The organism is Bacillus sp. AL-1R (assembly GCF_052180195.1).
GTDB lineage: Bacteria > Bacillota > Bacilli > Bacillales > Bacillaceae_G > Gottfriedia.
The window spans coordinates 3,626,230-3,643,162 of record NZ_CP197469.1 but is presented as its reverse complement, the minus strand read 5'-3'; the positions used below and the strand labels follow the sequence as shown (position 1 = coordinate 3,643,162).

18 protein-coding genes are annotated in these 16,933 nt (G+C 32.6%); 14 read left to right on the top strand and 4 right to left on the bottom strand.

Annotated elements, in window-relative coordinates:
* The first annotated feature begins 201 nt into the window (after positions 1-201).
* Positions 202-498 (top strand): rhodanese-like domain-containing protein, encoded by a 297-nt coding sequence (locus ACSBO6_RS17505; RefSeq protein WP_129691219.1) that lies wholly within the window; start codon positions 202-204, stop codon positions 496-498.
* Between the two features lie 194 nt (positions 499-692).
* Positions 693-908, top strand: a complete 216-nt coding sequence (locus tag ACSBO6_RS17500; protein ID WP_069034724.1) for a DUF2553 family protein — start codon at positions 693-695, stop codon at positions 906-908.
* A gap of 235 nt (positions 909-1,143) precedes the next feature.
* On the opposite strand, the gene ACSBO6_RS17495 is transcribed toward ACSBO6_RS17500, so the two are convergent.
* Complete coding sequence (locus ACSBO6_RS17495; RefSeq protein ID WP_098847417.1) at positions 1,144-2,415, bottom strand: BaiN/RdsA family NAD(P)/FAD-dependent oxidoreductase; 1,272 nt, start codon at positions 2,413-2,415, stop codon at positions 1,144-1,146.
* A gap of 149 nt (positions 2,416-2,564) precedes the next feature.
* On the opposite strand from ACSBO6_RS17495, the gene ACSBO6_RS17490 reads away from it, so the two are divergent.
* Entirely contained in the window at positions 2,565-4,184 is a 1,620-nt protein-coding gene (locus tag ACSBO6_RS17490) for a putative polysaccharide biosynthesis protein (protein ID WP_098847420.1), read from the top strand.
* Between the two features lie 153 nt (positions 4,185-4,337).
* A complete protein-coding gene (locus ACSBO6_RS17485) occupies positions 4,338-5,060 on the top strand; it encodes a pseudouridine synthase (protein ID WP_098847423.1) in 723 nt (240 codons plus the stop codon).
* A 92-nt stretch (positions 5,061-5,152) separates the two neighbouring features.
* Here ACSBO6_RS17485 and ACSBO6_RS17480 read toward each other — a convergent pair whose 3' ends face one another.
* A complete protein-coding gene (locus ACSBO6_RS17480) occupies positions 5,153-5,353 on the bottom strand; it encodes a DeoR family transcriptional regulator (protein WP_056473526.1) in 201 nt (66 codons plus the stop codon).
* Between the two features lie 307 nt (positions 5,354-5,660).
* Between ACSBO6_RS17480 and pepV the strand changes: the two genes are divergently transcribed.
* From pepV to ACSBO6_RS17455, 5 genes are all read left to right on the top strand, one after another.
* Positions 5,661-7,064 (top strand): dipeptidase PepV, encoded by a 1,404-nt coding sequence (pepV, locus tag ACSBO6_RS17475; protein WP_498843733.1) that lies wholly within the window; start codon positions 5,661-5,663, stop codon positions 7,062-7,064.
* Between the two features lie 127 nt (positions 7,065-7,191).
* On the top strand, positions 7,192-8,379 hold the full coding sequence (locus ACSBO6_RS17470; RefSeq protein ID WP_180232990.1) for an MFS transporter: 1,188 nt from the start codon (positions 7,192-7,194) through the stop codon (positions 8,377-8,379).
* 1 nt (position 8,380) lies between these two features.
* Complete coding sequence (thpR, locus tag ACSBO6_RS17465) at positions 8,381-8,932, top strand: RNA 2',3'-cyclic phosphodiesterase (protein ID WP_180232991.1); 552 nt, start codon at positions 8,381-8,383, stop codon at positions 8,930-8,932.
* A 206-nt stretch (positions 8,933-9,138) separates the two neighbouring features.
* Entirely contained in the window at positions 9,139-11,304 is a 2,166-nt protein-coding gene (gene pulA / locus ACSBO6_RS17460) for a type I pullulanase (protein ID WP_098847431.1), read from the top strand.
* 140 nt (positions 11,305-11,444) lie between these two features.
* Positions 11,445-12,233 carry a phosphotransferase family protein gene (locus tag ACSBO6_RS17455; RefSeq protein WP_286138422.1) on the top strand — a complete coding sequence of 263 codons (789 nt, stop codon included), beginning with the start codon at positions 11,445-11,447 and terminating at the stop codon, positions 12,231-12,233.
* A 31-nt stretch (positions 12,234-12,264) separates the two neighbouring features.
* Here the strand turns inward: ACSBO6_RS17455 and ACSBO6_RS17450 are convergent, their stop codons facing one another.
* Positions 12,265-12,543 carry a YtzH-like family protein gene (locus tag ACSBO6_RS17450; RefSeq protein WP_056473344.1) on the bottom strand — a complete coding sequence of 93 codons (279 nt, stop codon included), beginning with the start codon at positions 12,541-12,543 and terminating at the stop codon, positions 12,265-12,267.
* A gap of 150 nt (positions 12,544-12,693) precedes the next feature.
* On the opposite strand from ACSBO6_RS17450, the gene trmB reads away from it, so the two are divergent.
* Entirely contained in the window at positions 12,694-13,335 is a 642-nt protein-coding gene (trmB, locus tag ACSBO6_RS17445; RefSeq protein ID WP_098847432.1) for a tRNA (guanosine(46)-N7)-methyltransferase TrmB, read from the top strand.
* Between the two features lie 185 nt (positions 13,336-13,520).
* Positions 13,521-14,363: a YtnP family quorum-quenching lactonase gene (locus tag ACSBO6_RS17440; RefSeq protein WP_098847435.1), complete on the top strand. Its 843-nt coding sequence runs from the start codon at positions 13,521-13,523 to the stop codon at positions 14,361-14,363.
* Positions 14,364-14,377: 14 nt separating this feature from the next.
* On the opposite strand, the gene ACSBO6_RS17435 is transcribed toward ACSBO6_RS17440, so the two are convergent.
* Positions 14,378-14,689 (bottom strand): PepSY domain-containing protein, encoded by a 312-nt coding sequence (locus ACSBO6_RS17435; RefSeq protein WP_098847438.1) that lies wholly within the window; start codon positions 14,687-14,689, stop codon positions 14,378-14,380.
* A gap of 161 nt (positions 14,690-14,850) precedes the next feature.
* Between ACSBO6_RS17435 and ACSBO6_RS17430 the strand changes: the two genes are divergently transcribed.
* The 3 genes from ACSBO6_RS17430 to ACSBO6_RS17420 all read left to right on the top strand — a co-directional run bounded on the left by ACSBO6_RS17430 (position 14,851) and on the right by ACSBO6_RS17420 (position 16,921).
* Complete coding sequence (locus ACSBO6_RS17430; RefSeq protein ID WP_098847441.1) at positions 14,851-15,921, top strand: M42 family metallopeptidase; 1,071 nt, start codon at positions 14,851-14,853, stop codon at positions 15,919-15,921.
* A gap of 96 nt (positions 15,922-16,017) precedes the next feature.
* Entirely contained in the window at positions 16,018-16,533 is a 516-nt protein-coding gene (locus ACSBO6_RS17425; protein ID WP_098847444.1) for a DUF84 family protein, read from the top strand.
* 70 nt (positions 16,534-16,603) lie between these two features.
* Positions 16,604-16,921 carry a thioredoxin family protein gene (locus ACSBO6_RS17420; RefSeq protein ID WP_098847447.1) on the top strand — a complete coding sequence of 106 codons (318 nt, stop codon included), beginning with the start codon at positions 16,604-16,606 and terminating at the stop codon, positions 16,919-16,921.
* Positions 16,922-16,933: the final 12 nt, after the last annotated feature.

The window sequence follows — 16,933 nt, the reverse complement described above, 5'->3', positions numbered from 1 at the left end:
AAGTCAATTTAAAGATTTAGCATACTAACACGTTGACTTTTTAGAAAAACTATAGTTGGCCAGGTAATGGTGTCCACTTCGCCTTAAAGAATTTTAAAAATAAAACTATTTATGTTTAGCAAATATATCCGATCAAACTTACTTTTTGCATAGAAAATAATTAGTTGTTAAGATGTTGCTATAAAGAAAGGATGAGCATTGATGAATACGATTTCTGCAAATGAAGTGAAAGAGCGTTTAGAATCAGGAGAAACGCTATTTTTAGTAGATGTACGAGAGGATTATGAGGTTGAGTATGGGAAAATTCCAGAAGCAGTTCATATTCCAATGGGACAAATTCCTAGCAAGTTAGATGTTTTTAATAAAGAATTTGAATACATTTTTATTTGTAAGGCAGGCGTTCGTAGTGAGAATGTTTGTGAATATTTAAATGAGCTAGGCTATAAGGCGATTAATATGGAAGGCGGTATGATGGCCTGGGAAGGCGAGATCGAATAAAAAATAAGTCTTTATCAATAGTTTGATTAACTACTGAAATCCAACGTTTATGTTGGATTTTTTTATATAGATTAAATTAGGCTAATGTTTTTTAGTATAAGGTATATTAACGATGGAGTTGTGACATATATTAAAGTAGAACCTCATATATTTTTTCATTGAGGTCTTTGCTTGTTAGAAAGGAGGGGGTTGATTTGCCTAAAACATTGAAAATTGATATTACGGATAAAATAATTGGTAAATTTAAAGATGGGCATATGGAGTTGTATTCTTCAAAGTATTTAATTGGAAAGTTTTACTTTAAAGATTTAAAACAATCTTTCCAATTGGCAGATGGGTATGTTGAAGAGGATGGACGATTCTATTTATTAGTGAACTTGCAACACGAACAATCGAACGCTCGCCTTTGACCTTAAATTAGGGACGGTGGATTTGTGCCAAAGAAAAATATAATAATTGAAAAGCATAAGGAAAAACTAGAAAATCAGTTTGATTGTTTTACGAGTAAAACGATGGCAATAACCTTGGGTACTAAATGTTTAGCTTTTCTTAAGTTTTACATGAATCAATTCTTATGCTTTTCGATCAGTAAAGATTATAGGACCTAGCGAAAAAATGTATTCGTTTAGGTCCTTTGTTTATTTGTTAAAAATTTGTTTGAGCGTATTCCGCAGCTGATGCACCTGCTAATCTACCAGTTACTAAAGCAGCGGTTATGTTATAGCCACCAGTGTAACCATGAATATCTAATATTTCTCCACAAAAATAAAGCCCATTCATGATTTTAGATGACATTTCTTTTGGATGAACTTCCTTAGTAGAGACGCCACCACCTGTTACGAATGCTTTTTCGATCGAAAGAGTTCCGTTTACTACAAATGAAAAACCTTTAAATAATTGGACAAGCTCTCTTAACTTCATAGTAGCAATTTCATTACAAGGTGTTGCCTCATCAATCCCACATTTTGAAAGTAAAAATAGTAAATATCTTTCAGGTACATAACCTTTAAGAACATTCTTAATCGCTTTTTTTGGTTCTTCTTTTAGAATACTGTGTATGTCTTGAAATAGTGATTCCTCGTTTTGGTCTGGGAAACAATCAATCGCCATCGTTACATTTTTTGTTTTAAACTTTTGTTGTACTTTATATACAAATTGGCTACAGCGTAGTGCGGCTGGGCCCGAAATTCCAAAATGAGTAAAGAGCATGTCCATTTTATGGGCTATCACTTTTTTGCCTTTTGGATTTAATACGCTTAATTCTATGTCTCTTAAAGCAAGGCCTTGCAATGATTTATTTTGAATGAAATCTTCACTTGAAGTAATAGGTACTTCTGTAGGAAAGAGTTCCGTAATTGTATGACCAGCTTTTTTTGCCCACGCATATCCATCACCAGTCGAACCTGTGTGTGGAACAGATTTACCGCCTACCGCTAGGACAACGCTTTTTGAGTGAATGACAGTTCGATCATCCAATATGATTCCTACTACTTTACCATCTTCATAGAGTACGTCTTTAACAGCTCTATTGGTCTGAATATCTACATGATGTTTTTTTAGTTTTTGCATTAATGCATTTAATACTGATTTAGAGTCATTTGATACAGGAAACATCCTCCCGTGATCTTCTTCTTTTAACGCAACTCCCATGTTTTCAAAAAACTGTATGATATCTTCGTTATTATATATTGAGAATGCGCTATATAAAAAACGGCCATTTCCAGGTATATGTTTAATCACTTCCTCTATAGGTAAGCGATTTGTCACGTTACAACGACCACCGCCTGATATAAGAAGTTTTTGTCCTAATTTAGTTCCTTTTTCAAGTAAAAGTACTTTAGCTTTGTTTTCAGCAGCGCTAATTGCAGCCATCAGACCGGAAGTTCCGCCACCAATTACAATCACGTCATAAACCATTATTTCACTACTTTCGTTACAAATTTCTTTTAGTCAGTTTACCATTATTTCAAGTAAGCTCCAACTTCTTATCATTTTTTAATTTTTTCTTTTTATATGATATGGTAAGATAGATTAGTTAGTTTGATCGAAATGGTAGGAGGCAGTTTATGTCAGATTCAAAGTTGCTACGGGGTACCTTCATATTAACTGCTGGTACGTTTTTAATAAAATTTCTAGGAATGATTTATACATTTCCTTTTTATGCATTAGTTGGTTCACAAGGGTCTGCATTATATAATTATGGCTACGTTCCATATACTTTGTTCATCAGTATAGCTACTGCAGGTGTACCGTTAGCTGTAGCAAAGTTCGTTTCGAAGTATAATGCGATTGAAGAATATGAAACAAGTAGAAGGCTTTTTCATGCAAGTCAATTACTCTTAATATGTACAGGTATTTTTTCGTTTTTAACGTTATACATGATTGCACCTTATATTGCACCCCTTATGATTCCAAAGGATGCAAAAGGTAATAGTGTAGAAGATGTTGTTACTGTTATGCGAATAGTAAGTACTGCATTAATATTAGTACCTTCTCAAAGTTTATATAGAGGTTTTTTCCAGGGGCATCAATCAACTGGCCCAACAACTGTTTCTCAGCTAATTGAACAAATTGTTCGTATCGTATTTACATTAGTTGGTAGTTATATCATTTTAAAAGTGCTAGGTGGAACGATTACTCAAGCAGTCGGATTATCGACATTTGCAGCAACAATTGGTGCTGTAGGTGGTATCTTAAATTTACTATGGTATTGGAAAAAGCGAAAAGTTCATTTAGATGAACTTCTTCCAAAATCAAAAGGATTAATACATCCTTCTAAAAGAGAAATGTTTAAAGAGTTATTTTCTTATTCAATTCCATATGTTTTTGTTGGACTTGCAATCCCGTTATATCAGTTAGTGGATCAGTTTACATACAATAGAGCAATGGAATCAATTGGATTAAAAGATATTGCAGAGAATACTTATGTAATGTTTTCATACACAAGTCACAAACTAGTAATGATTCCAGTTTCATTAGCAACGGCATTTGGTTTAACGCTTGTTCCTGCTATAACTGAAGCATTCGTAAATAACAATCATAAAAAACTACAAAGTCAAATTACTCAAACCTATCAGGTGGTATTCTTCTTAACTCTACCTGCTGTAGTAGGAATATCTGTTTTGGCTGAACCAATTTATAGTGCTTTTTATCAAGAAAGTACTCTAGGTGGAAGAATACTAGGCTTTTATGCTCCAGTAGCTTTATTGTATTCACTTTTCACAGTAAATGTAGCCATTTTACAAGGTTTAGATAAGCAAAAATATGCGATTATCGGATTAATAGGCGGAGTAATTTTAAAAATTGTATTAAATGTTCCATTAATTTATTTATTTAAAACATATGGTGCGGTATTAGCAACTGCATTAGGCTATTTATTTTCAATCGTATATAATTTCTATTATATTCGTAAAAATGCCCAGTTCTCTTTCAATAAAGTGTTTAGAAGGATCATCTTTATGATTATCTTAGCTGTGGTAATGGCCGGAGCGGTTTATGCTGTAGAATACTTATTAGGATTCTTTTGGACTTATAAAGATGGCCGACTGATTTCAATGCTGCTTGTCATCATTGGAGCAATTGTGGGGGCTATTGTTTATTTAGGAGTTGCATATAAATTAAACTTAATTGAAGTTATTTTAGGAGCTCGTTTAAAGAATCGTTTTAAGTTTGGAAAAAGAGGATAAAAATATAGGGTGAACCTTCTTTTGTAGTGGTTCACCTTTTTTTACATACAATGAATGTGAAGAAGCGACGTAGTAGACATTTAAATAAATGCTACAAAGCTCGCTAAATGGCGAGTTTTCTTAAACTTATTTAGAAAGAAAAGGTGTAAATTAATGAGAATTGATAAAATTTTGTCCAATATGGGATATGGCAGTAGGAAAGAAGTAAAGTCTCTTCTAAAACAAGGTATTGTAAAAGTTGGAGATAATATTGTAAAAAGCCCAAAAGAACATGTTGATATAAATCAGCAAGTTGTAACGGTAAATGGTGAAGTAGTGGAGTATAAAGAGTTTGTTTATTTAATGATGAACAAACCACCAGGTGTTATCTCTGCTACAGAAGATTCTGAGCATGAAACTGTCATCGGATTATTAGAATATGAAGATATCATTTTCGAGCCGTTTCCAGTTGGACGTTTAGATAAAGATACTGAAGGATTGTTATTAATTACGAATGATGGTCATTTAGCTCATCAATTACTTTCTCCTAAAAAACATGTACCAAAGAAATATTATGCACAAATTGATGGAGAAGTAACTGAAGCTGACATTAAAGCATTTGAAAAGGGCGTAACATTAGAGGATGGTTATTTAACGAAACCTGGGTATTTAACGATTCTTAATTCAGGAGAAAAATCTGAGATTGAATTAGTTATTATGGAAGGTAAATTCCATCAAGTTAAAAGAATGTTTGAAGCAGTAGGAAAGAAAGTTACTTACTTAAAAAGACTAGAGATGGGTCCTTTAAAGTTAGATGAAGATTTAGAGTTAGGAGAATACCGTGAACTAACTGATGAAGAGATTGACCTATTAAAGTCGGTTAACGAAGAGAAATAACGCTAGTATATACTTAACTGAGAGCCAAAAGAAAAACAAAAACCCTTGATTAGACGTCAGACATGACAACCATAGGTTTTTGTTTTCTTTTTTTACGAAGAAGCTTTTACTTTTTTCCCTGTTACGGCCCATTTTCCCCTACTTGGACTATAAACTAGATTATTAAACTCTAAAATGTTTAAATCTCGTTGGATTGTTCTAGGTGTAATACCAAACTCCTCCACTAGGTCTTTTGTAGAAACGGTGCCATTTTCACTAATATACATGTAAATGGCTTTAATTCGAGTCAGCATTCGAGAAGTTCCAGAATTCAAAAAACCACTCCTTTACCTACCGCATTGTTTCATAACAGGTTAGTTAAGTATTTTACTAGTTAAGCTTATATTTTCATTTTACTCTTTTTCAGTAGTTTCATAACGAAATTTATGAAAATAATACAAAAAATTAATGAAAATTTGCGCAAACGTAATCATTTTGCAAGTTTAAGGTAATATATTCTACAAAGAGTGTCATATTCCTTCTTTTTTCGTTCCATTTATTAATAAATTATGTTTAAATTTTAAAAGATGATAAACTATTTATATTAAAGGAGGTATTTCAATGACACAAATTAATTGGATGGAAGAAGTTTTAAAACGTAAAGACGATTATTTAAAGCAAACGATTGAACTGCTTAATATTGAAAGCGTTTATGATGAAACGACAATTACAAAAGAAGCACCTATGGGCAAAGGGATTAATGAAGCACTTACATACATGTTAAATTTAGGTGAAAAAGACGGTTTTATCCCAAAAAATGTTGATGGATATGCTGGCCACTTAGAAATGGGAAGCGGTGAAGAACTAGTAGGAATTCTTTGTCACTTAGATGTTGTTCCTGCTGGTGATGGCTGGTCTCATGATCCATTTGATGCAATTATTAAAGATGGAAATATTTATGCACGAGGCGCAATTGATGATAAGGGCCCTACAATGGCTGCTTATTATGCAATGAAGATTGTCAAAGAATTAGGATTGCCTATTAATAAACGTGTACGTATGATTCTTGGAACAGATGAAGAAAGCCAATGGCGTTGTGTTGATCACTACTTTGAAAAAGAAGAAATGCCAACAATGGGCTTTGCACCTGATGCAGATTTCCCGATTATTTATGCTGAAAAGGGAATATTAGATATTAATTTCAAACAAGTACAGCTAAATGAAGATAAAGAGAGTACATATAGATTAGTATCATTCTCTTCAGGTAGGAGAGTAAATATGGTACCTGATTATGCAAAAGCTATCGTTTCAGGACCTAATTTTGATCATGAAGCATTTACAAAACATATTAGTGAACTAGGCTGTAAAGCTCAAGTTTCAAGCGAAAATGGACATCAAGTTCTAGAAGTAGAAGGCGTTTCAGTACATGGAATGGAACCTGATAAAGGTAAGAATGCAGGTATTGCATTAGCAAGCTTCTTAAATCAATTTGAATTTAATGTTAATGCTGATCGATTCTTAACATTTATCGTTGATAACTTCAAAGGTGACTCTCGTGGTAAAAACATGGGTGTTGCATTTAATGATGATATTACTGGAGACTTAACAATTAATTTAGGAATTATGCAATACGAAGAAAATAAAGGTGGTTCATTTGGTTTAACTTTACGTTATCCAGTGACAACTGATATTGACTTTGTTATTTCAACACTTACTGAACGTGGACGTAAATATAGCTTTGAATATAATGAAATCAAAAATTCGAAGCCTCACCATGTTCCAAAAGATCATCCATTAATTCAAACTTTACAAAAAGTATATGAAGAACAAACGGGTGAGGAAGCAACATTATTAACAATCGGTGGTGGCACATACGCACGTTCATTAAGTGCAGGTGTAGCTTTTGGACCATTATTCTTAGGAAAACCAGAAGTAGCTCACCAAAAAGACGAATATGCTGAAATTGATGATTTATTAAAAGCAATTGCAATTTATGCACAATCTATTGCCGAATTAGTTAAGTAATCAACGTTTTAGACTGATTAAACGACTCGATTTTTTAAAGAATAACGAAAAGCGAGCGTTTATCGTTAAGTAAGGGGAGAAATTTTCCTCCCCTTTTTTATGTAATTTTTAGGAGTTGAGAATAAGTTTGAACACATTACAAGCACATAAAAATAGCATCTTACTTATTTTTAAGGGCTATTATTTTTGTTTATTTTTTGCAATAGGATCGCTAGGACCATTACTTTCTTCGTACTTTAAAAATGTGTTGGATTTATCTACTTCACAAATCGGAATATTAATGTCTCTAACACCAATCGTTGCTATTTTTTCACAGCCATTATGGGGTATGGTTAGTGACATGACGCTTAATCCTAAAAAAATGTTGCTTATAGCGCAAATCTCCACAATCGTAATTGCACTTTTCTATTCCACAATCACTTCGTATGGCATGCTTTTATTTGTTGTCATCATATTATCAATGACACAAAGTGCTTTAATTCCTCTTTCAGATAGTATTGCACTGAATTATGTCCAAAAAATTGGTGGGAATTACGGAGCTATTCGATTATATGGCTCAATTGGTTTTGCATTTGCTGTATTAGTTTCGGGAAGATTAGCTGAAGTTTTCGGTTTAGTCATTATATTTTTCGTATTTGCATTTTGTATTTTAGTCGGTTTAGGTATTTCAATCTTTATTCCTAATGCTATGACAATTAGTAAAAGGGAGCCAATCTTAAAAGGAGTTCCGATTTTGCTATCTAATAAAAGATTTTTATTATTTTTAATTTGTGCCTTTTTAGTTTTTGGACCAATTAGTGCAAATAATACTTACTTCGGTTTATATATTCAATCATTAGGTGGAACATTAACAGGTGTTGGTATTGCATTCTTAATTTCTGCAGGTAGTGAAGCACCATTTTTGCAAGTAGCTAAGCGATTAATTAATCGTTTTGGGATCTATAATATATTAATGATAACCGCCTTAGTATCGGCATTAAGATGGTATTTTTATTTTACAAATCCTCCGATTTCAATTCTTTTTTTATCCTGTCTTACACAAGGACTATCGGTTGGATTATTTATTCCTGCAGCTCTTCAATTTGTAAGAGATCAAGCACCGGATTCATTAAAAGCAACGGCTGTAACCATGTATTCTGGTTTAGGCTTAGGGATGGGAGAATGGTTCTGTACTTTTATAAGTGGATTTATATCAGAGGCATTTTCAATTAAAGCAATTTATATTTTATTTGGTTCTCTTAGTATAGTTGCAGTTGGAATCATGCAATACTTAAAAAAGGATTCTAACATAAAAGATAAAAAGGAGATTGCATAAATTGAGTGAACATTATTTTCTTGCTGTTCCTTTGCCAATACAAATAAAAGAAATTTTGGATGATTATTCGAAAAGATGGTTTACAAAGTTACCTTTAAAGAAATGGACTTTTAAAGATGATTTTCATATTACTTTAGCATTTTTAGGTCCAGTTACATATACAAAAAGTGAAGAGCTTATGGATCAAATACAAAAAGAACTTAACGATTTTAAAAGTTTCGATTTGTCGATTCATCAGTTGGGTATCTTTGGTAGTAACTTACAGCCTCGTGTATGGTGGTTTGGTTTAGAGAATAGTGTTGAATTAATGGAGTTACAAAATAGAATTCGTAAGATCTGTGAAGAAATCGGTTTTTCGATTGATAAACGTCCATATAATCCGCATATTACAATTGCAAAGAAATATAATGATAAGTTCGATAAAGAATTTGAAATCCCACTTAGTTGGGAAGGCGAACCTTTAAAGTTTAAAGTGGATGAAGTAGTTTTATATAAGATTGAGCCATCTGAAAAACCAAGTTACCATATAGCAAATTCAATAAAATTAAAATAAATAGTAGTTGATATCTTGAACAACTTGATGAATTAATAGAAATATTTTAAAAGATTAACGAATACTTTCTAAAGCGGAATATGAATTGACATTCAAATTAAGTGGGTAGCATGAATCCAATTGGTCTCATTGTGAATATACTAATCATATCGATTTAATAAATAACTCTGAAAGTTTTAAATTTATAGTCTGGACGGTGAATAGCGTTGTTTCATATTAAAAGGGCTTTTGAAGCTTATATAGATGGATTTCAAGAAATAACAATGATTATTCCCAAATCGAACAAACATACAGTGCAGTCATATTTTGAACTAATTGAAGAGGATGGAGGGAGAACTAAGCTTCCTGTCGTATCTAGAATCGAGTTTGATCGATTTTTTAAATATACTGTTTTGACTTCTGAAGTCCTTTTGTTAGAAAAAAAATATGAGATTGAAGATGAATTTGGAATTCGCACAGATTTACAAGTAGGTGGAGTTATTCGTTCAAAGGACTTTGATGAAAAATATGCTTATGATGGAGAGGATTTAGGTGCAGTTTACACAAGTGAATCTACACAATTTAAATTATGGGCACCTACTGCTTCGAAGGTTAAATTAAGAATTTATAAAGAATACGGTGAAGTAGAAAAGTTTACGGAAATATCTATGGATCGAGATGGAAAAGGGACATGGAAAGCAGTAATCGAGCGTGATTGTGAAGGTTTAGTTTATAATTTTTTAGTGTGTGTGAATCTGATTTGGCGAGAAGCTGTCGATCCTTATGCAAAAGCAGTTACTGTAAATGGTAAACATAGTGTAGTAATTGATTTATCGAAGAGTAGCAAAGTTAGTAAAGTAAATAGCGATCCTCCAAGTAAGTATACTGATTGTATAATTTACGAAGCTAGTATTCGAGATTTTACTTCTCATCCTTTAAGTGGGATTCAAAAAAAGGGTTCTTATCAAGGATTTCATGAAAAAGATACGAGTTACAATGGTTTTTCAACAGGTTTAGATTATCTATGCAATCTAGGCGTTACACATATTGAATTATTACCATTTTTTGATTTTGAAGGAATAGATGAAAATAATCCTTTCCAAAGCTATAATTGGGGCTACAATCCATTGAATTTCAATGCACCAGAAGGTAGTTATAGTTTAAAACCGGATGAACCAATCGAAAGAATAAATGAATTAAAGAAACTTATTTCAGTTTATCATGAACATGGTCTACGGATTATTATGGATGTTGTTTACAATCATGTTTATGAATTACAAACTAGCCAATTTGAAAAAATTGTTCCAGGATATTATTTTAGGCAAGATGAACGTGGTTTACCATCAAATGGTACGGGTGTAGGGAATGATTTTGCATCTGAAAGATTGATGGCTAGACGTTTTATACTGCAATCCATAAAATATTGGACGAAAGAATATGACATTGATGGGTTTAGGTTTGATTTAATGGGAATTTTGGATACGGATACAATGAATGAAATTGTAACTGAACTGAAAATGTTAAAACCAGAAATAATCATTTTTGGAGAGGGTTGGGATTTAAATACATCATTAAGTCCATCTTCTCGAAAAGCAACAATAAACCAAAGTCACCAACTACCAATGGTCGGGTTTTTTAATGATAAATTTCGTGATGGAATAAAAGGAAGTACGTTTTCATTTCAAGAAATAGGGTTTATACAAGGTAATAATATTCATAATGATTACTTGTCCGATTTGCTATTAGGAAGTGTAGGGATTAATAAACAAGTAAATTTATTTAAAGAACCATATCAATCAATCAATTATGTTGAATCACATGATAATCACACTATGTGGGATCGATTAAAGCTTTCCAATCAAAAAGAGAATGAGGAAATACTAAAGAAAAGGCATTTACTTGCAACTAGTATTGTATTATTTTCGTTTGGTGTACCGTTTCTTCATAGTGGCCAGGAGTTTTTTCGAACAAAAAATGGAATCGAAAACAGCTATAATTCAGGCGATACGATAAATAGTATTGATTGGGCAAGGGCAGAACGTGAAGCGTTATCAGTTAAAACTGTGAAAGAATTTATCAAAATTCGAAAGCGCTTTAAAAGTCTCCGTTTCTCTTTAAAAGAAGAAATAGAAAAGTATGTAACGACAGTCAATATTCACCGAAATCTAATCGGGTACCGAATAAGCAACTTAGAAGAAATAGACCAAGTTAGAGAAATCATGGTGTTATTTCATAATGGTCTTACTGATATTCATGTTGATATAGGAAATGAAGAAGACAATTGGGAATTTATATGGGATGGTCATAATCATTATGTTAATAAAGGGATAAAAGTGAAATGTAATAAATTACCAATACCTACCCTTTCGACTGTTGTATTAGTAAAATACTAGCAACTACTTGCAGATTCTAATTAAACGATGTAAACTTGTAAAAGATGGCTTATTACAGCTGATTGTAATAGGCTATCTTTCTTTTTGTAATAAAATAATATTAATTACAAACATATATAACAACAAGGAACGGAAGAACAATGGATAATCATATACAAGAAATACTCGGAAAAGAATGGACAATCTCGCCAGCCGGTGGATTTACTGGTGAAGCGTATATAGCTGAAAATCATGATAAGAGATTATTTCTAAAACGAAATTCTTCTCCTTTTTTAGCAGTTTTATCAGCAGCTGGCTTTGTTCCAAAATTAGTTTGGACTAGAAGACTAGAAAATGGTGATGTACTTACTGCTCAAGAGTGGGTGATTGCACGTAGTTTAGAACCTTATGAGCTTTCAGCGAAAGGGGTTGCACAATTTTTATATCGTATCCATTCTTCCAAAGAATTGTTATATATGTTAACGAAGCTAGGAATTAATCCTCTAGAACCTCAGGATTTGCTGCAAACAATAGTAGGTAATCTTACTGAGGAGTTTACACAAAGCAAGATTATTGTAAAAGGTATCGAATATTTAGAGGAAAATATGCCATCTTTTGATTCAGAGGATTTAGTCGTTTGTCATAGTGATTTAAATCATCATAATTGGTTACTAACCGAGACGAATAATTTATATTTAATCGATTGGGATGAGGCAATTATTGCTGATAAAGCTTTTGATTTGGGCATGTTTTTATTCACTTATGTAGAGCAGAACGATTGGGAAAAATGGCTTCGAAATTATGGAATAAAATTAACTGAAGACCTCTTAAATCGAATGACTTGGTATGTAGTCGCTCAAACAATCATTTGGATTAAATGGTATACTCTTCGTGAAAATGAAAAGCAGACCCAAAAAATGAAGAGCCTGCTTGAGAATATATTAAATTAAATAAAAATTTCCTCGGAAATTGTCATATACATTAAGAATACGTATTAAAATCAGTCACCCATTGAGAGAGTTGATTTTGGTGGTTTGTAATGTGCTGATCTAAATCAGCAGAATACTTTCCAGACTGACTATAGTAATAAACGTCATTTAACATGCTTTTTACATCATCTGTTATTTGGTCGTTCGTTAATAAGGATTGAACAAGTCTTTCTAATTGCTCACATTCTGAGATAGTTCCACAACAGTCAGATTGATGATTCATTAAAATATCACGTAAAATTGTTAATTGATGTTCATGGTTTAAAGGCATAAATTCACATCCTTTTTTTATTGAGTACACTTGAAATAGTTTGTGTTACAATGAATGATTTTATACTATACATGAATAACCGAGTGCCAAAGTGCTTGGTTTTTTCTTTGAAAAAATATAAATTGCAAAATCGAGAGGGAGTAAAATCTTATGAGATTAAGACATAAGCCAGGTGCGGCAGATCAAGTTAAACAAAATGCTCATTATGTAATTCCAAATCCGACTGAACAAAAAGGAAAATGGAAAGAAGTTTTCCAAAATGATCAACCAATTCATATCGAGGTTGGTACTGGTAGAGGTCGTTTTATGGTCGGTATGGCTAAAGCCAATCCTCATATTAATTATATTGGTATTGAGAAATATACAAGTGTCATTTCTGATGCATTAGATAAATTAATTGAAGCTGATGTACCGAACTTAAAGCTGTTAAATGTAGATGCTCAAAAATTAACAGATTTCTTTGAGGACGGAGAAATAGATCGAGTTTATTTAAACTTTTCTGATCCATGGCCAAAAGCTCGTCATGAAAAACGTCGATTAACATATAAAACATTTTTAGAAATGTATCAACAAATCATGAAAAATGATGGGGAAATTCATTTTAAAACAGATAATCAAGATTTATTCGAGTTTTCAATTATGAGTATGGCGAACTACGGAATGACAATGCATTTTCTAAGCTTAGACCTTCATAATAGTGATTTTGAAGGAAATATTATGACTGAATACGAAGAAAAGTTTTCTTCAAAAGGTAACCGTATTTACCGAGTTGAAGCTGCTTATAGAAACTAAACCTAATTTAAAAGACTATCGTGATCGATTGATCATGATGGTCTTTTTTTATTTTTTTACATACAATAAAAATTATTTTTAAGTAAGTAGAAATCCTTTCTTTCTCGCTGCAGACCTTAAAATATTCAGTAAATTCGTAAAAGTGGTATAATATTTAAGGCAACTAAATAAGAAGGAGGATAAGTATGGAACAGTTAAAAATTGGAACCTGTACAATTCAGTGGCTTACTGGTGGAAATACCCATTTAGATGGTGGAGCAATGTTTGGAGTTGTTCCAAAAGCACTTTGGTCAAAAAAATATATAGTTAATGAGAAAAACCAAATTCCATTACGTACTGATCCGGTATTTATTCAAACAAATGGTTTAAACATACTAATCGATAGTGGAATTGGTGTTAACAAACTAAATGAGAAGCAAAAAAGAAATTTCGGCGTTACTGAGGATTCAATGGTAGAAGAATCATTAGCGAAGCACGGATTAAAACTAGACGATATTGATTATGTCATTATGACACATTTGCATTTTGATCATGCAAGCGGATTAACGAGATTTGAAAATGAAGGATTCAAACCTGTATTTGCTAATGCAAAAATTATTACTTCTCAAATTGAATGGGATGAGATGAGAAATCCAAATATTCGTTCAAGCAATACATACTGGAAAGAAAATTGGGAAGCAATTCAGCACCAAGTAATTACGTTTGAAAAAGAATATTCACTAACAGATGAAATAACGATTATTCACACTGGTGGACATAGTGAAGGTCACAGTATTATAAAAATTGAAACTGAAGATGAGCAATTACTGCATATGGGGGATTTAATGCCTACACATGCACATAGGTCACCATTATGGGTTATGGCATATGATGATTACCCAATGACATCTATTTACGCAAAAGAAAAATGGGTTAATTTAGGGATGCAAAAAAAATCTTGGTTTACGTTCTATCATGACGATGTATTTAGAGCAATAAAATGGAGCGCTGAAGGACAAGTATTACAGTCGATCGAACGCTCCAAATAATTTGATGATTGTCGTTAAACAATTTGAGCAGAAATTAGCTCGCCATTTACAGCATTAATGATGAATGAATAGTTTGTAGTATCATTATCTGATTCTACTACTGTAAAACCACCTTCATATACATCACCTTCATAATCAGGTAAATCTGCCCACTTCGGTTCTGAGTGAATCCAAGTTCCAGTTACATTACCATATGAAAGAAATACTGGTTTAATTGCTTTTAATGCTTTTTCTGCTGGAATATACTGTGAAGATAATTTTTTTTGTAAATATAGTCCACCAGCAACACCTAAACCTAAGCCAATTAAGACGCGTTTAAGTTTCAATTGTACCACCTCTATTTATGTATTATGTGCTTTTAAAAATATTCTACTACTTATCTTAGTCAAACCGGGGCAACATTTCAATGATTAGCATTGGTATTATATGTTATTTTTAGATAAAATAAAAAAAGAAGATATGATTTGTACAGAGAGGAACTTTAATTATGAATCAAGACACTCTACAGCTTTTTAAATTTTTAACAGAATTACAAGGTGCACCAGGATTTGAGCATGAAGTGCGTCACTTCATGAGAAAAGAACTTGAAAAATATACGAATGAAATTGTACAAGATCGTTTAGGAAGTATTTTTGGAGTTAAACGTGGAACTGAAGATGGACCTACTGTTATGGTGGCAGGTCATATGGATGAAGTTGGTTTCATGGTTACTCAAATTACAGACAATGGGATGTTAAGATTTCAACCACTAGGTGGCTGGTGGAGCCAAGTATTGCTTGCTCAAAGAGTTCAAGTAATGACAGATCAAGGACCAGTTATTGGAGTTATCGGTTCAATTCCACCACATTTATTAAGTGATGAGTTAAGAGCTAGACCAATGGATATGAAAAATATGCTAATCGATATCGGTGCAGATAACAAAGAAGATGCACTAAAAATTGGCGTTCGTCCAGGTCAACAAATTGTACCGGTATGTCCGTTCACTCCTATGGCTAATGAGAAAAAAATCATGGCAAAAGCCTGGGATAACCGTTACGGTTGTGGACTTGCGATTGAATTATTAAAAGAAGTTCAAAACGAGACATTACCAAATATTTTATATTCTGGTGCTACTGTTCAAGAAGAAGTTGGACTAAGAGGGGCACAAACAGCAGCAAATATGATTAAACCAGATATCTTTTATGCATTAGATGCAAGCCCAGCAAATGATATGTCAGGAGCAAAATCTGAGTTCGGTCAATTAGGTAAAGGTGTCTTATTACGAATTTTAGACCGTACGATGGTTACTCATAAAGGAATCCGTGAATTTATTCTAGATACTGCAGAAACGAATAAAATTCCTTACCAATATTTTGTGTCACAAGGTGGAACAGATGCTGGACGAGTACATGTTTCAAATGATGGCGTACCATCTGCTGTAATTGGTATTTGTTCTCGTTATATTCACACTGCCGCATCGATTATTCATGTTGATGATTATTTAGCTGCAAAAGAATTACTTGTTAAGTTGGTTAAAGCGACTGATAAAACGACTGTTGATACATTACGTAATTATTAAGTTAGGGAGCCCTCTAAAAAGGGCTTCTTTTTACGTTTGAGTCATAAAGGATTCGTGAAAAATAGTAATAGATTCAAAATGAACGGAGTAGTTGTAATGAAAATAACAATTGGTTCTTTAAATCCAACTAAGGTAGGAGCGGTGGAAAATGTATTTAAACATTTTTCGATTTTAGGGTTAAATGTTCCCTCAAATGTTTCGAATCAACCTTTGACTGATCAAGAAACTATGCAAGGTGCTATAAATAGAGCTCATAATGCAAGGATCGCAGGTGACTCGGAAATTGGCATTGGATTAGAAGGTGGGGTCATTATAGAAAATGATCGACTTTTTCTTTGTAACTGGGGAGCACTTGTATATGAAGATGAAGTAATATTAGCCAGTGGAGCAAAAATATTATTACCTAGCGAATTTATTAATGAGCTGCGAAATGGAACTGAGCTAGCTGTATTAATGGAACGATATACAAATGAAAAAGATATCCGTAGTAAAGAAGGGGCAGTAGGGGTATTTACAAATGGCCGAATTACTAGGACAGAAATCTTTGAACATATTTGTGAATTACTATTTGGACAATATGAATTCAAGAAACGAAAAGAAGAAATCAATTGAGAGCCGTCCTTTTTGCATATCGATAAAAATAAGATAAAATAAAAGAAAACGAATTAAGTGAGGGAAAAGAATGGAAAAAATTACATCAGTTGAACAATTCGAACAAGCGAAACAAGGAGAAAAAGTGGTTTTCCAATTTTCTGCAAATTGGTGTCCGGATTGCAGATTTTTAGATATGTTCTTCCAAGAAATAATTGATGAAAATAAAGATTTTACGTTTTATTATGTAGATCGTGACCAATTTATTGAGTTATGCCAAAATCTAGATATCTTTGGAATACCAAGTTTTGTAGCGTTTAATAATGGTGAAGAAATTGGTCGTTATGTTAATAAAGATCGTAAAACAAAAGAACAAGTAGAAGAGTTTCTTGAAGGATTAAGAGGCTAATAAGGTAGGTAA

What these genes read in the sequence shown, in the direction of transcription:
- ACSBO6_RS17505 (WP_129691219.1), top strand. Translation starts at nt 202, where the DNA reads ATGAATACGATTTCTGCAAATGAAGTGAAAGAGCGTTTAGAATCAGGA.
- ACSBO6_RS17495 (WP_098847417.1), bottom strand. Translation starts at nt 2,415, where the DNA reads ATGGTTTATGACGTGATTGTAATTGGTGGCGGAACTTCCGGTCTGATG.
- ACSBO6_RS17490 (WP_098847420.1), top strand. Translation starts at nt 2,565, where the DNA reads ATGTCAGATTCAAAGTTGCTACGGGGTACCTTCATATTAACTGCTGGT.
- ACSBO6_RS17485 (WP_098847423.1), top strand. Translation starts at nt 4,338, where the DNA reads ATGAGAATTGATAAAATTTTGTCCAATATGGGATATGGCAGTAGGAAA.
- ACSBO6_RS17480 (WP_056473526.1), bottom strand. Translation starts at nt 5,353, where the DNA reads ATGCTGACTCGAATTAAAGCCATTTACATGTATATTAGTGAAAATGGC.
- pepV (WP_498843733.1), top strand. Translation starts at nt 5,661, where the DNA reads ATGACACAAATTAATTGGATGGAAGAAGTTTTAAAACGTAAAGACGAT.
- ACSBO6_RS17455 (WP_286138422.1), top strand. Translation starts at nt 11,445, where the DNA reads ATGGATAATCATATACAAGAAATACTCGGAAAAGAATGGACAATCTCG.
- ACSBO6_RS17450 (WP_056473344.1), bottom strand. Translation starts at nt 12,543, where the DNA reads ATGCCTTTAAACCATGAACATCAATTAACAATTTTACGTGATATTTTA.
- trmB (WP_098847432.1), top strand. Translation starts at nt 12,694, where the DNA reads ATGAGATTAAGACATAAGCCAGGTGCGGCAGATCAAGTTAAACAAAAT.
- ACSBO6_RS17440 (WP_098847435.1), top strand. Translation starts at nt 13,521, where the DNA reads ATGGAACAGTTAAAAATTGGAACCTGTACAATTCAGTGGCTTACTGGT.
- ACSBO6_RS17430 (WP_098847441.1), top strand. Translation starts at nt 14,851, where the DNA reads ATGAATCAAGACACTCTACAGCTTTTTAAATTTTTAACAGAATTACAA.
- ACSBO6_RS17425 (WP_098847444.1), top strand. Translation starts at nt 16,018, where the DNA reads ATGAAAATAACAATTGGTTCTTTAAATCCAACTAAGGTAGGAGCGGTG.
- ACSBO6_RS17420 (WP_098847447.1), top strand. Translation starts at nt 16,604, where the DNA reads ATGGAAAAAATTACATCAGTTGAACAATTCGAACAAGCGAAACAAGGA.